9 protein-coding genes are annotated in these 15069 nt (G+C 68.3%); 6 read left to right on the top strand and 3 right to left on the bottom strand.

Annotated features, from left to right (window positions below):
- Nucleotides 1–320 precede the first annotated feature (320 nt).
- Nucleotides 321–1754: an MFS transporter gene (locus ACIP64_RS41310; RefSeq protein WP_401597991.1), complete on the bottom strand. Its 1434-nt coding sequence runs from the start codon at nucleotides 1752–1754 to the stop codon at nucleotides 321–323.
- Between the two features lie 311 nt (nucleotides 1755–2065).
- On the opposite strand from ACIP64_RS41310, the gene ACIP64_RS41305 reads away from it, so the two are divergent.
- Nucleotides 2066–2644 (top strand): TetR/AcrR family transcriptional regulator, encoded by a 579-nt coding sequence (locus ACIP64_RS41305; protein ID WP_401597988.1) that lies wholly within the window; start codon nucleotides 2066–2068, stop codon nucleotides 2642–2644.
- A gap of 753 nt (nucleotides 2645–3397) precedes the next feature.
- On the opposite strand, the gene ACIP64_RS41300 is transcribed toward ACIP64_RS41305, so the two are convergent.
- Nucleotides 3398–4126, bottom strand: coding sequence for a TetR/AcrR family transcriptional regulator (locus tag ACIP64_RS41300; RefSeq protein WP_401597985.1), 729 nt, complete (start codon nucleotides 4124–4126; stop codon nucleotides 3398–3400).
- 657 nt (nucleotides 4127–4783) lie between these two features.
- Between ACIP64_RS41300 and ACIP64_RS41295 the strand changes: the two genes are divergently transcribed.
- The 4 genes from ACIP64_RS41295 to ACIP64_RS41280 all read left to right on the top strand — a co-directional run bounded on the left by ACIP64_RS41295 (nucleotide 4784) and on the right by ACIP64_RS41280 (nucleotide 11871).
- Complete coding sequence (locus ACIP64_RS41295; RefSeq protein ID WP_401597983.1) at nucleotides 4784–5287, top strand: (2Fe-2S)-binding protein; 504 nt, start codon at nucleotides 4784–4786, stop codon at nucleotides 5285–5287.
- Nucleotides 5284–7428: a molybdopterin cofactor-binding domain-containing protein gene (locus ACIP64_RS41290; RefSeq protein ID WP_401597980.1), complete on the top strand. Its 2145-nt coding sequence runs from the start codon at nucleotides 5284–5286 to the stop codon at nucleotides 7426–7428. Before ACIP64_RS41295 ends, ACIP64_RS41290 begins: the two co-directional genes overlap by 4 nt.
- A gap of 37 nt (nucleotides 7429–7465) precedes the next feature.
- Nucleotides 7466–8446 (top strand): amidohydrolase family protein, encoded by a 981-nt coding sequence (locus ACIP64_RS41285; RefSeq protein WP_401597977.1) that lies wholly within the window; start codon nucleotides 7466–7468, stop codon nucleotides 8444–8446.
- A gap of 998 nt (nucleotides 8447–9444) precedes the next feature.
- Entirely contained in the window at nucleotides 9445–11871 is a 2427-nt protein-coding gene (locus tag ACIP64_RS41280; protein ID WP_401597974.1) for an MFS transporter, read from the top strand.
- Nucleotides 11872–12321: 450 nt separating this feature from the next.
- Here the strand turns inward: ACIP64_RS41280 and ACIP64_RS41275 are convergent, their stop codons facing one another.
- Nucleotides 12322–14076: a CocE/NonD family hydrolase gene (locus ACIP64_RS41275; protein WP_401597972.1), complete on the bottom strand. Its 1755-nt coding sequence runs from the start codon at nucleotides 14074–14076 to the stop codon at nucleotides 12322–12324.
- A 620-nt stretch (nucleotides 14077–14696) separates the two neighbouring features.
- On the opposite strand from ACIP64_RS41275, the gene ACIP64_RS41270 reads away from it, so the two are divergent.
- Complete coding sequence (locus ACIP64_RS41270; protein ID WP_401597969.1) at nucleotides 14697–15002, top strand: MFS transporter; 306 nt, start codon at nucleotides 14697–14699, stop codon at nucleotides 15000–15002.
- The last annotated feature ends 67 nt before the right edge of the window (nucleotides 15003–15069 follow it).

Here is a 15069-nt window from a genome sequence, read left to right as displayed (position 1 = left end):
CCGGCTCGCATCAGACAGCACCACATCCCACCCCATGCCCACCTCAACGAGCCCGCTGCCCACCCGTCACGGCAAAGACCGTTGCAGTACTAGTGCGAGCAGGGCGGCGCGCTGCCAGGGCAGGAGCTTGCAGCGGCGGTCATCCTCGAGGGTGACGATAAGCATCGCAGCGCATGAGGCAGGTTCAGTGCTGCAGGATGCGTAACTAACGAGGCTCCCCGGCCGAAGAGTTGAGACGTCAGACATCTCGCTCAACCGCCAGGGAGCCTCGTCCGTTCTGCACGGGTCGCCGACGAGCCGACCGTCATACGAAAGCCAGGTTAGGCCTTCGTCTCCACCAGGGCCGGGGTGTCGGACGCGCGGACCACGCCTCCCGCGGAGTGCCGGCCGTGCAGGGCCGGGACGAGGAGGGCGGCGAGGGACGCGGCGAGGAGCAGGACGGCGAGCAGCGCGAACCCGTGGGTGTAGCCGGAGGCGTAGGGCAGGCCGGAGGGCTGCAGGCGGCTGGTGACCAGGACGCTGGTGAGGGCGGCGCCGATGGAGCCGCCGATGGTGCGGATGTTGGCGTTCATGCCGCTGGCGGCGCCGGTCTGCTCCGGCGGGACGCTGCGCACGATGAGGTTGGCCATCGAGGCGAAGGCGAGGCCGATGCCGAGGCCGAAGATGCCGGCCGACGTGGCGACCTGCCACTGCTGGTCGTGCCACGCGGCGAGGAATCCGCAGGCCACCGCGCCGAGCGCGGCGCCGGCGACGAGGAGGCGCTTGGCCCCCACGACCGGCTCCAGGCGCCCGCTGAGCACGCCCGAGAAGAACATCGCGACCAGCATCGGCAGCATCAGCAGGCCGGCCGAGGTGACGCTCGCCCCGAAGCCGTAGCCCGCGGAGCGTGGGGTCTGGACGAGGCCGGGGAGGAAGGACCAGAGCGCGAACATGCCGGCGCCGAAGAGGAGGCCCGCGGTGTTGGTCGTCCACACCGCGCGCAGACGCATGATCCGCAGGTCGATCAGCGGGTGGCGGGAGCGTGCCTCGGCGAGCAGCCAGAGGGCGAACAGCACCACCGCGGCGACGAACAGCCCGATCACGCGGACCGAGGTCCACCCCCAGTTGCCGGCCTGGCTGAGCGGCAGGAGCAGGGCCACCAGCCAGCCGGACAGGAGGCCGGCGCCGAGCCAGTTGACGCGTCCCTCGGCGCGGCTGGGCGACTCGGGCACGTAGCGGAAGGCGATGAGCGCGGTGACGGCCACGATGCCGACCGGGATCCAGAACAGCCAGCGGTAGTCGAGGGCGGAGACGATGGGGCCCGCCGCCACGATGCCGACGCCGCCGCCCGCCGCGATGACCGCGGACAGGTTGCTGATGCTGGGGCTGACCCGGCTCGGCGCGAACTCGTCGCGGATGATGCCGAAGGACAGCGGGAAGAGGGCGCCGCCGATGCCCTGGACGACGCGGGCGATGATCAGGATGCCGATCGTCGGGGCGAGCGCGGCGAGCAGGCAGCCGAGGGTCAGGACGACGAGGACGCCGACGAGGGTGCGCTTCTTGCCGATGAGGTCGCCGAGGCGGCCCAGGATCGGCGTGAAGATCGAGGCGGACAGCAGGTACGCCGTCATCACCCAGGTCGCCGTGGACTGGGACGTGTGCAACGCGTGCTGGACCGTCGGCAGGGCCGGGGCGATCAGCGACTGGAGCATGGAGAACACGCCCGCACCAGTCGCGAGGACCGCGAAGGTGAGGCGGGTGGAGCGTCGGGGCATGAAGGAGCCTCTCGGATCCGGACAGGGCGCGGCCGGGTGCGGATGCGTCCGGCAGCGGTGTGTGAGCGGGCTGGTGGTGCGGGGCGGGCGAGTGGGGCGCGGCCCGTGTGAGGGGCGCCGGCGTCCGCCGGAAGTCAGGGGAGGGGCGTTGCGTCGGTGCAAGGCCCGTAACGGGGTGAATCGGGGCGCGGTCGGCGCGTGTGGTGACACGTGTCGACAGAAGTGCGCCCCCTGCCGATAAAGTCGAGGTATTCCTCCACTATATCGGAGGAATACCTCGACTTCAAAGTGTTCCGGCCGGGGAGGCAGAAGTGACGGCGCAGCCGTATCCCGTCAGCGAGATCGTCGCGGCCCAGCGCCCGCACCGCAGGGACGCCGCCCGCAACTACGACGCCCTGCTGGCGGCGGCCCGCGAGGCCTTCGCCGAGAACGGCGCCGAGGCCTCGCTGGAGGACATCGCCCGCCGTGCGGGTGTGGGCATCGCCACCCTCTACCGGAACTTCCCGACCCGCCGGCACCTCTTCGAGTCCGTCTACGCCGACGAGGTCAACGAGCTGTGCCGCGTCGCCCAGGACGTCGCCGCCCTGGAGCCCTGGGACGCGCTGACCTCCTGGCTGCGCCGCTTCGTCGACTACACCGTGACCAAACGGGCCATCCGCGAGGCCCTCAACAACGAGTCCGACGTCTTCCTGGCCTGCCGCGACTCCATGTACCAGGCGGGCGGCCCGCTCTTCGAACGCGCCCAGAAGGCCGCCGAGGCCCGCACCGACATCTCCTTCGACGACCTGCTCCGCATGGTCTCGGGCATCAGCTCCACCTACTTCCCGGAGGAGACCCAGCGCGACCGGGTCCTGGGGGTCGCGCTGGACGGGGTGCGCACCGCACGCTAATGCACGCCGCCCCGGCCCCGCCGGTGCCTGCGTCTCCTCGTGACGAAGCCACGAAAGAAGCGCGACTCGTGCTGGTGTAGAACGACCGCGACTTCGAAACCATCGCTCGCACCACCGGGCAGCCTGTCCGGATCATCGACCGCAAATAGCGATCGACTCCCGGGCGACAAGCGGAACAGTGAGATCCCAGCAGGTGTCGCCGGGGGTGGGGACGGTCCGCCGGGGCAGGCGGCTGCGCGAGGTTTACCGCGACGCCATCCGCCGCGAACACGACGTCAGTGTCGAGACAAGCACACCGGTCGCATCACGGGCGACCTCTTAAAGGGGTGCCGTACCCGTCGGAGATCCGGCGCTCGTATTGGCCGTGCAAGCAGAAGGCGTCCCGCCCACGCCTCGGCGTCCGTGCTCAGGGATGCCGATCCCCTCGTCACTCATCACCAGGGTTAGGGTCTCCGAACCGACCACGAGCGCCACGTCCGCCGCGTGACATTTGGCGCGCCGGGCCATCGGTACACATCAGTCCCTCCATCTGCAGCGCCGGGCGGCCTGTGACCCCAGGGACGGCTCGCCCCAGCCGACCGTTGCAACCGCATGTGTGACGGTCATGGATCGTGCACGGATCGGTGTGGCTGTTCATCTAAGGCGATCGGCAGTCACGCACGCTCGGAGCGCGATCGCTCGGCCCGAAGCTGCGAGTGATGACGAGATCCGGGCGCCCTGGGCCACCACACGCCAACGTCTTGAAGCGGCCGTTCACCCCGCGCCCCCTCTGGGCTGCGATTCCGGAGCATGTCCCAGACCGTGTACGTCTCGTCTCGTTCCTCGAATGCCGTCGAACGCCAGGCAGAGCACGCGCTCGCGTTGCGCATCATCCAGGAACGATCCCGCTGCCACGCTGACAACAAGCCGAATGACATCCTCCAACTGGGCATCCGGACGGATGGTGCCAGCCTCCTGCGCCCTGCGAAAGAGCGGCTCTCCAGCAGCGCGCAAGGCTTCTCGTCCAGCCCGGAAAATCTCTGAATTGCGATCCAGCGTTCCCTGCATGGCTTGTTTGGTTGCATCGTATCCGATGAAACGCCGGCTCCACGCTTCAAACGCAGGCCAGGGCGGAAGATCGGCCACCTGGGCCGCGACCTCGCAGAGCCGCTCAACCTCTTCCGCGAAGACGGCGTGGTACAGGTGCTGACGCGTAGGGAAGTTGCGGTACAACGTGCCGATCGCCACCCCCGCTCGCTGAGCGATGTCCTCCAAAGGGACCGTCGGACCGCCCTCTGCCAAAGAGTCTCTCGCGGCGGCCAAAAGGGCATCAAAATTCCGCAAAGCATCCGCACGATGCGGCCGTGACACCCTGAACGTGGAGTCGCCGCGGGGCGCATCACTCACTGAAGTCTCCGTCTGCAGCCTGAACGGGCGGACGACGAGTGTAGCCTCCCGCTCACGAACTTCCCCCGCTTCCACCTTGGCCGTGCTCCGAATCATCGCGCGATAGCTCGTGCTGCCGCCGTATCTGAAACCGGCTCATGAGAAGACCGACCTGCCCGACACCATGGCGCTCACAGATCTGCCCCGGGCACCCGGCACCCCGCGCATCCGAGGGCGCGGTCCGCGGAGCCCCCTCCGACGGTGTGGAATCTCCGGATCGGCTGCCCGTCACGCGGTTGAGCGGTGGCGTCCCTCCGAGGGCCAACCCGACTGCGGCCAGCGCGGCGCTCCGCCGCGACCACCGGATTTCAGCACGGCAACAAAGCCCGGCTGATAACGGCGCTGATCCGTCCCGGCGCTGGCGGCAGCACGGCCTGACCATGCCCAAAGGGGCGACTGCCGTACTCGACCGGCACGACGATCACGGACAGCAGGCGATCCGAAGACCCTGGCGGCGGCCTTGACCATAGGGAAGCAAGCCCCGGGGTGAGATCCGCGACGACGGACAGACTTGCAAGCGGAGGTTTGTCTCGACTAAAGTCGAGGAAATAGTTCAGTTTTACTGGGTGCCCGATCTCGACTTAATGGGCCGCCGCGGTACCTCGCTGTACGGCGGCATCGCTTGCCAGGCCTGGGAGACGGGGCCGGCGACGGAGTGGGCCCGCTGACGCACGCAGTGGACTTCGCGCGTAAGGGAAAGAGAGTGAGGCAGCCGTGGTGGATCAGAACGCTGGAGGCCCTGCCCCCATCACTCTTCGGGTGAATGGGCAGGAGCGGGAGGTGCGCACCGAGGAGGAGACACCACTGCTGTACGCGCTTCGCAATCATTTGGGCCTCAAGGGCACCCGCTTCGGGTGCGGGCTTGGTCTCTGCGGTGCCTGCTTCGTCCTCGTCGACGGTCATCCGACCTTCTCATGCGACACCCCGGTGTGGTCGCTCGACGGCAAAGAGGTAACCACGATCGAGGGGCTGGGTACCGCCGACGAGTCCCACCCAGTCGCCCGGGCGATCGTGGAGGCGCAGGCGGCGCAATGCGGGTACTGCGTCTCCGGCATGGTGATAGCAGCGGCCGCCCTGCTGGAAGAGAACGACAACCCGTCGGAGGACGAGGTGCGCGAGGCTCTGGACCGCAACCTGTGTCGGTGCGGCGCTCACAACCGGTTGGTGGGAGCGGTTCTCATTGCCGCCACCGAGATGCGAGCGGAGGCCGGCCGATGACCACACCGCCGGCGACACCTGCGATGCCCCCGTCCCTGGCAGCGAACCCCTGGTTGTCCAGCTGGCTGCGCATCCACCCAGAGGGCCAGGTGGAGGTCCGATCCGGCAAGGTGGAGATCGGCCAGGGGGTGCTCACCGCCCTCGCGCAGATCGCCGCCGAGGAATTGGACGTGGACGTGTCCCGGGTGCGGATGACGGCGGCCACCACCGGCGTCAGCCCCAACGAGGGGCTCACGGCGGGCAGCCTTTCCATTCAGCACTCCGGTGCCGCACTGCAGTTCGCTTGTGCGGAGGCTCGGGCGGTCTACCTGAACCGTGCCGCGGCTCTGATGCAGTGCGATGCGACGCAGCTCACCGTCGACGACGGGCGCATCACCACGCCTGACGGGCGGACCACGACCTACTGGCAGCTGGCTGACGACGCACTGCTCGACCGGCCTGCTACCGCGACGGTCGCACCGAAGTCCGAGTCGGCCTACCGGGTGGTGGGCACCAACGCGCCCCGCGTCGACCTGCCGGACAAGTTGGCCGGCAGGTCCCGGTTCGCACACGACCTCGTGCTCCCGGGGCTCCTGTACGGCCGAATCGTGCGGCCGCCGTCACGGGGCGCGACGCTGGATACCGCGGATACCGAGCCGACCCTGGCCGTGCCCGGTGTCGTGACGACCGTGCGCGACGGGAATTTCCTTGCCGTGATCGCGGATCGGGAGGAAGTGGCCCTGAGAGCTGTGGAGCTCCTGCGCAAGGGTGCTGTGTGGCAACAGTCGCCGACACTCCCGGACGAAGACGACCTTCCGAAGTTCCTCACCACCGCCCCCCGTGTGACCACTCTGCTCGCCGACCAAGGCGAGCGCCCCCCCGCCTTCGCGGTGGCCCGGTCCCACGAAGCCACATACCACCGCCCGTACATCGCACACGCGTCAATGGGGCCTTCCAGCGCAACCGCGCTCCTCACCACGGAAGATGGCGAGGACCGGCTTGCTGTCTGGACGCACAGTCAGGGTGTCTACATTCTGCGCCAGGAGCTGGCCCGGGCGCTTGATATGAGCGATAAGCAGATCACCGTGTCCCATGTCGAGGGGCCTGGCTGCTACGGGCACAACGGTGCGGACGACAGCGCCATGGACGCGGCCCTGCTGGCCCTGGCAGTTCCGGGCCGTCCCGTGCAGGTCGTGTGGTCGCGCGCCGACGAACTGGGCTGGTCCCCCTTCGGACCGGCAGCAGTGGTGAGGGTCGCAGCCGACGTCGGCACCGGTGGAGAGGTGCTGGCCTGGGAGCAGGAGATCTGGGGCAACAGCCACATCACCCGGCCCGGTATGACGCCTTCGATCGGATTGCTGGCTGCGAGCCATCGAGAGGGTGGCAAAGAGATCGAGTCGGGGCCGGAGGCGCCCCTTACCCATGGTGGCGCAGCCGGGCGCAACTCTGTCCCCGGTTACGACTTCGGGTACCGCAAGGCGGTCAACCACCGTGTCCTGCCCGTCCCGCTGCGAACCTCCGCATTGCGGTCGCTCGGCGCCTTCGTCAACGTGTTCGCGGCTGAGTCGTTCATGGACGAACTTGCCCTGGAGGCAGGACGGGATCCGGTGGAGTTCCGTCTCGCACATCTGACCGACCCCCGGGCGCGTGCCCTCGTCGAGACCGTCGCACGGCGTGCGGAATGGGACAGTTGGCGGCCGTCGGAATCCTTGGGGCACGGCATCGCCTACGCCCGGTACAAGAACACCTCCGCATACTGCGCAGTGGTCGCCGAGGTGGAGGCGGTGAGCGAGGTCCGGGTACGGCGGCTGACCCTTGCTGTGGACGCGGGGCTGGTCATCAGCCCGGACGGCGCGCGGAACCAGATCGAGGGCGGTGCCGTTCAAGCCACCAGTTGGACGCTGAAGGAGCGCGTGCGCTTCGACCGGATGACGGTCACCAGCGAGGACTGGGAGAGCTATCCGATCCTGCGCTTCTCCGAGGTCCCCGCGGTCGATATCGCACTGATGCCGGGCGATGGCAATCCGCCCCTCGGTGTCGGGGAGACAGCACAGGGTCCGACGGCCGCTGCCATCGCCAACGCCCTCTACGACGCCCTCGGCGTGCGCGTGCGTTCGCTGCCGCTCACCGAGGAACAGATCGTCGCCGCGATGCCCGACTGAGCGGCCGCTTCCGGGGCAACTCCGAGAAAGGACCAGCATGATCATCGACGTGCATCAGCATTACTCCCCTCCTGCTCTCACGGAGGCTGTCGCCAAGGAATCCCCTGGCCTCAAGATGTTGACCGAACCCTGCGTCGAGCTCGACGGCAGGCTGCCCGAGATGGACGCGTGCGGAATCGACGCCGCCCTGCTGTCCATCCCGCACCCGTGCCGTCTCTCGCCGGGCGACGATCGGGCCGGCTATCTCGCCCTGGCCCGACGTTGCAACGACGAGCTGCTGGCCGCAGCGGAACGGCGTCCAGACCGGTTCGCGGTGCTCATCGCACTTCCTTTCGGCGACACCGAGGGCAGCCTGGAAGAGCTCGAGCGTGTAGCAGGACACCCTTTGGTCAAGGGCGTCATCGGCTTCTCTGTGACGCGTCCTTGGAGTCTGTACGAGCCTCGCCTCGAGCCGGTCTACCAGGCGATGGCCCGCCGCAACTTCTCCCTCATGCTGCACCCGGTCATGGATGACTTCACCGCGCACCCCTCGTTCGAGGCGTTCACGCTGTTCGGCAGCATCGCCTCGCCCGTGCAGGAAACCGTGACGGCGGCGCAGCTGATGCTGTCCGGGACGCTCGACCGCGTACCTGAACTGACGCTGATCATTCCCCACTTGGGAGGGGTACTTCCCTACCTCGCTCAGCGCCTCATCGATCAGAGCGGCACCGGCGCCGCGCAGTACGACTGCCTGGAATACCTGCGCACCCGCTGCCTTGTGGACAGTTGTTCCTACCATCAGCCCGCACTGAGCTGCGCGGAGGCCACGATGTCGGCACAGCGGATTCTGCTCGGCTCCGACTATCCCTACCGCGGTTCCCTGCAGCGCGCGGTGTCCGACATCGAGACCAGCGGTCTGAACGCACTGGATCGAGCCGCTGTCTACGGAGGCAATGCCGAGCGTGCGGGACTCCTGACCGACGCCATGCGCGCACCGCGACGCCGCGGAGAACCCTGTCCGGCTGGAGATCGTCCATAACGCCTCGGCCCACTCGCCCGGATGCCGGGGCCGCTCTGACCAACCGATCCAGGCCATGGGAGCCAGCCGCGGTGGTGCTGCCGCCGCTCCCCTGCTCAGCAGCACCACCGAACAGGCCGTGGAGCGCGGCATCCAACCGTCGCTGGAACCGGACCCCAGGCTGCCTACAACCGACCCAGACGCTGGAACCAGCCACCGCCAAGAACCGACGAGCCGTCACCGTCGAGGGCTGAACTCCGCCGAGTGACGGAAAATATCCAGGAGCACGGGTCGCTGCCGCGTTGGTGCTGTCCATGGCACGTACCCCCGGGGCCTTGGCGCTGGGCGCGAGGCGGGTGCGGTGCGGCGGAGGCTCAGCCGGGGTCTCGGCGCTCGGGCTCTCGTCCAGGCTCCTTCGCGCGGGCTCAATGAGAGCCAACGAGCGCGAAGGTGGCGTCGCCGCATACCCATCGGCGAGTGGCCGGCCTGCCCTGTCGATAGCAAGTTCCCTGATCGTGCACGACCTTATGCCGAAGCCATCCTGCATGCTGCGTACGCCCTCTTTGCCGGAGACGGGTTATCGCGTTTGAAAGTCTTTACTCATAAAAATTTGTCTCCACAAATCAAGTCCGTTTACGGTTACTTCGGGCAAGAATGAGTGGAACGTGGTGCCCATTGGGCATCGCAGGAGCTGTACGAGAAGTCAGCCGCCGCTTCCGTTCGCACCCCGTCATCGGCAGGCGTTCCGTGAGCCCGGCGGAGCCCACCGACATCAGCGAGTCAATGCGCTCGTCACCACCCGGATGTCGGCGCAGTGTGCGGGCTCTACAGGCAGCACATGTGGCGGAGCAGCTGCGGCTGATCACTCACCGGGTGGGCGAGCGCCGAGTCGGCTTTGCGACCACGTGCGCGACTCCTTGCGGACCTCGTGCATCCGACGCCTGTGCCCGGTCCCTGCCCCTGACTCTGGCCCTGGCCAATTGCCCTTGGCCTCCATGGACTCCACGAAAAGGAAGACGATGGCAACAACGACATCACCGGCCCGTATACGGAGGGCGCACGCCAACACCAGCAGCCAACCAGATCATTCGGGACCGATGTCGCACCAGCAGATCGTGCGCTCCTTGACCGGACTGGTCCTCGGGCTGTTCGTGGCGATCCTGTCGTCCACGATCGTCTCCAACGCCCTGCCGAGGATCATCACCAGCCTGCACGGTGGACAAAGTGCCTATACGTGGGTCGTCACCGCCACTCTGCTCGCCAGCACCGCCACCACCCCGCTGTGGGGCAAGCTCGCGGACCTGTTCAGCAAGAAGCTGCTGGTCCAACTGGCCCTGGTGATCTACGTGGCGGGCTCACTGGTAGCGGGTCTGTCGCAGAACGCCGGGATGCTGATCGCCTGCCGCGTCGTCCAGGGCGTCGGTGTCGGCGGCCTGGTCGCGCTGACCCAGGTCATCATGGCCGCGATGATCTCGCCGCGGGAGCGCGGCCGCTACAGCGGTTACCTGGGCGCGGCCTTCGCGATCGGCACTGTCGGCGGCCCGCTGCTCGGCGGCGTCATCGTCGACACCGACTGGCTGGGCTGGCGCTGGTGCTTCTACATCGGCGCACCCTTCGCGATCGCCGCACTGATCGTGCTGCAGAAGACCCTGCACCTGCCGGTCGTCAAGCGCCAGGTCAAAGTCGACTGGGCGGGCGCCTTCTTCATCACCGCCGCCGTCAGCCTGCTGCTGGTCTGGGTCACCTTCGCCGGCGACAAATATCATTGGATCTCCTGGCAGACCTGCGCCATGGTCGCAGGCGCGCTGCTGCTCGTCCTGATCTTCGTCCTGGTCGAATCGCGGGCGAGCGAGCCGATCATGCCGCTGCGGCTGTTCCGCAACAAGACCATCAGCCTCACCTCAGTCGCCTCGCTCCTCCTGGGTGTGTCGTTGTTCGGCGGCACGATCTTCCTCAGCCAGTACTTCCAGTTGGCCCGCGACAAGACGCCGACCATGGCGGGGATCTGCACCATACCGATGATCGCGGGCCTGTCCGCCTCCTCCACCGTCTCCGGCCTGATCATCACCCGCACCGGGCGCTGGAAGGCGTTCCTCGTCTCCGGCGCCGTCCTGCTCACCGGCGGCAATGCTCTCCTCGGCAGCCTGCGGTACGACACCCCGTTCTGGCAGACCGCGATGTACATGGCGCTATTGGGCCTGGGCGTCGGCATGATGATGCAGAACCTGGTCCTCGCCGTGCAGAACCAGGTGCAGACCGCCGACCTGGGCGCGGCCAGCTCCGTCGTCACCTTCTTCCGCACCCTCGGTGGCGCGATCGGCGTCTCCGCGCTGGGCGCCCTCCTGTCAAACCGGGTCACCGACTACACCAAGGACGGCCTGTCCGCGCTGGGCATGACGTCCGCCGGCTCCGCCGACGGCGGCATACCGGACCTCGAGACGCTCCCGGCGCCGATCCGCACCGTCGTGGAGTCCGCGTTCGGGCACGGCGCCGGTGACGTCTTTCTGGTGGCGGCCCCCTTGTCGTTCCTGGCGCTGCTGCTGGTGGTCTTCATCAAGGAAGTGCCACTGAGGACCGCCAGCGGGATGCAGCAGGCGATGGGTGCCGCCGAGCCCAGGGAGCGGGCGGCAGCACAGGCCGCACCCCGGCTCGCCGCGCCCGAACAAGCGGCGGTGGCCGATGCCAGCGTCATCCATGGCGAGGTCCGCGACTCCGACGGTTCCGGTGTGGAGCGGGTCACGCTCACGTTGATCTCGCTCACCGGCAAGCAGCTCGGCCGGGCCGCCACCGGCCCCGACGGCGGCTACGCGCTCAGCGCGCCCGGCGCCGGCTCGTACGTGCTGATCGCGGCGGCCGACGGCCACCAGCCGCAGGCCTCCACGGTCGTGGTCGGCGAGGAGCCGGTCGCCTACGACGTGGTCCTGTCCGGCACCGGCGGCCTCACCGGCACCGTCACCTCCGAGGCCGACGGCATCCCGGTCGACGGCGCCGTGGTCGTCGTCACCGACATCCGCGGCGAGGTGTTGGCCAGCGGCGGCACCGGGCAGGACGGCGGCTTCGGCTTCGACAAGCTCTCCGCGGGCGACTTCACCCTCGCCGTCAACGCCACCGGCTTCCGGCCGGTCGCCCTCCCCGTCGAGGTCGCCGGCACCGGCCCGAACCACGTCGACATCGCCCTGCGGCTCGGCGGCCGGGTCCGGGGCACCGTCCTCGGCGGCGCCGGCCGGCTGCCGCTGCCCGAGGCCCGCGTCACCCTCGTCGATGCCGCGGGCAACGTCGTGGCGAGCGGCACCACCGGCGGCGACGGCTCCTACGCCTTCGGCGACCTGGACGCGGGCGAGTACTCGCTCATAGCCAGCGGCTTCCCGCCGATGGCGACCACGATCACCGTCGGCAACGGAAGCGCCAAGGACGTCGACGTGGAACTCGGTCACTCCCAGGGGTGAGTCGGCACGCCGGAGGGCCGGGTTGTGCGCATGCGGAGAGGGACTGCACAAAGAACGGCTCTGTCCCACATCCGGTGGTGGCGGAGAGTCATCGTGGCGGAGGTCGCTCTGAAGGGTTCTATTGCAGACCGAGGCGATACCGCCGGGGTCCTGGCCGACTTCCACCATGAAGTTGCTCCGTGCGGCCCATGGGCGTCTGCCGCGGCCTGAGCTGCGGTTATTACTCAACGCATTTGACATCACCAGGCGTTACCACCGGATGTGAGACAGAGCCTCGCCCGATGCTGCCATCGCTGGCGAACCCGCTACGCCTCACTGGGCAAGACAATTTGGGCCGAGCAAGTCCTTTGAGCTGACCGCTCGGGGGCGATGCGGTATCCGGGTCCCCTCGCCGGCGCCGCAGCTCACCATGGTCACGCCCTGCGGATGATTCGCGGCGGGGCGCCGCGGTCACGACGCCGGGTGCGTGCTCCTGGGTACGAAGGGGAGCAGGAGGTGGGACGGGTGGGCGGGGCCCGTGACAAGGGTGGTGGTGCCGGCGAAGACGTCGGCCGGGCGGTCGTCGGGGTCGTTGTGCAGGAAGATGCCGTGGCCCTTCATCGGCACGCCGTAGACCTGGGGCCAGGGGCCGGTGCCCGGCAGCTCGAAATCACGGCCGGTGACGGTCAGGGCGAGGCGGTAGCCAGCCGGCACCACGACGGAGGTGGGCCAGATCTCGATGTCCAGCGAGACCACGGCCCCCGGTGTGAGCGGCTTGACGCGGTCGTGGGTGTGCCACGGGCGGTAGGGAAGACTGCGTCCGAGGTCGGTGGCGCGGTGGGAGGCCCTCAGCCAGCCCATGGCGACCACGCCGGCTGGATCCAGGCCGCTGACGAAGGTCACGTCCTTGCCGTCCGGGTCCAGGACCCGCAGGGTCAGGAACAGATCCGCGTCGGTGGTGGTGGACGCGATGTAGATGCGGGCGGCGGCCGGCCCCGTGATCTCGGTGTCCTCCGCGAAGGGCTCGGTGGTGAAGGTCAGTCCCTCGCCGGTGGCGGCGAAGTCCGCACGCTCCTCAACAGTGTCCGCCTTCTCGCTCAGTGCCCCGGTCCCCGCATCGAGGTCCAGCTCAGTCCATTGGGTACGGGCGAGCGGCCACTCCTGCTCCGCGCGTTGCTCGAACGTCCCGTCGACGTGGCGCACGTTGAGCTGGACCGGCGGCTGCCGGTTCCAGCCGGTGTCTTCCCCCTTGAGGAAGTGCCCGAAGAAGCGCTTCTGCAGGCCCACGCCGTAGTCGGTGTAGAACTCCGCGAAGTGCTCGTTGCCGTGCACCTCCAGCCACTTGTCGGCCGATCCGACGCGGGCGTAACCCTCGAACCCGCCCCGGGTGTGGAGGTGGTGGGCCCAGTTCACGGCAGATAGCACGGGAAGGTCGATTTTCTCGAGCTCCGGTGAGCGCTCCCGGTACCAGCCGTCCTCGACAGGGCGGGAGAGCAGTTCGGCGGCAGCGTCGGCACGGCGCCCGGCCAGTTCTTCGTCGGAAAGGGTGGCGGGCCCCGCGACGAGTGCCCCGGTGTTGGGGTTGCGGACGCCCCGCTCGCCGACACCGTGCTGCACCGCCGCCACCTGCACCGGGAACCACACCGAGGTGAACGTGTTCAGGATCCCACCGTGCCGCGCGAATTCGCGGTAGAGGTCGCTGGCGCCCTCCCATGGGCAGATGGCCGCCAGGTGCGGTGGCCGCAGAGCGGCGACCTGCCACTGGTTCATCGCGTAGTACGAGATCCCCAGCAGACCCACCTTGCCGTTGCTCCACGGCTGGGTGCCCGCCCACTCGACGCACTCGTAGTAGTCCCGGGTCTCACGCGGGGAGAAGATGTCGAGCAGACCCGGTGAGCGCCCGGCGCCCCGCGAGTCCACGCGGACGCACACGTACCCCTCCGGCACCCATTTCTCGGGGTCGACGGTCTCCCAGTTCTGGTAGCGGTTGGAGGAGCCGGCCGTCGCGTCCGGGTATTTGGCGGACAGCGGTGCCCACATACCCGGATAGCCCTCCTGGAAGGCAAGCCCCTTCGCGTACGGACCGTGCGTCATGATCACCGGGTGGCGTCCTTCGTCCGCCGGCCGGAACACGTCCGCCCGGAGCACCACCCCGTCGTCCATCGGGATCGGGACATCCCAGTCGATGCGCATGCCGTCCCGCACCTCACTGCTGTGACTTCCCATCGTCCTCTCCGTTCATCGACGGTGTGGTTCGTTCTCCGGGGCCACGGGAAGGTCGCCGAGCGAGGTCGCGAGGCGGAATTCCCATCATGATCGATCGCTGGGGCAAGGACAGGACCGCGGTGTACTGAGTCGCGCCGGAACGTGGTTCGCCCGCTGCCGCTGATACCGCCCGGAAGATGGCATCACGGTGGTGCGATCTCCGGGGCAGTTAGCGTGACCGTAACATATGTTTGTGCGCGCGCAAATAGAAGCGGACGATTGTCCGCGGAGGGCGCGGCCCTCCGCGATCGGGGCGTAGGGGCCGACTGCACGGCCTTCCGGAGGCCATGGACTCCAACCTGCTCCGCCATGGTTCTCCCGTGGCGCGGGTGCCGGACGATGCGCTAATGCTGTCGCAATACCACCCGCACGACGCCTTCCGGGCAGGTTGCGTCACGTTCACCGAAGCCCTGTGCGTGGGGCGTCGCCCCCGGTTGTCTGTCAACGGATGGGTGTGCGGGATGTCTTGACAGGCCCTCATGCGGTGCCCATCGTTGCGCCCAACGCTTACGTGTTCGCTAGACGGACATGTGTCCGTCCATTCGGGCGCCGTCTGTCGTCGTCCCTCAAGGAACCCTCACATGACAGATAAACCCCTTGCACAGGCCGTTTCCTCCGGGCCCTCCTCCAGGTCGCTCACGCGCGCCGGGGTCGTCGTCGGGTTCGCGGTGCTGTGCGTGTCGTACATGGTCAACGCCATGGATCGGCAGGTTTTCTACCCCCTGCTCCCGGAGATCCGCGCGGAGTTCGGGTTCTCCCTCGACCAGGCAGGGCTGCTCGCCACCGGTTTCACGCTCGGTATGGCCCTGGTCGGGCTTCCTACGAGTTACCTGATGGACCGTCTCGGCCGCAAAAGCGTCCTAGTACTGCAACGGTCTTTGTCGTGACGGGTGGGCAGCTTCGGGTGGTGTGTGACCGCGTCGTTTGTAGTGGCTGATTCGGGCTTGGTGTTGT

Source organism: Streptomyces sp. NPDC088733 (genome assembly GCF_044751185.1).
Lineage (GTDB): Bacteria > Actinomycetota > Actinomycetes > Streptomycetales > Streptomycetaceae > Actinacidiphila.
This window is presented reverse-complemented; position numbering and strand designations above follow the sequence as displayed.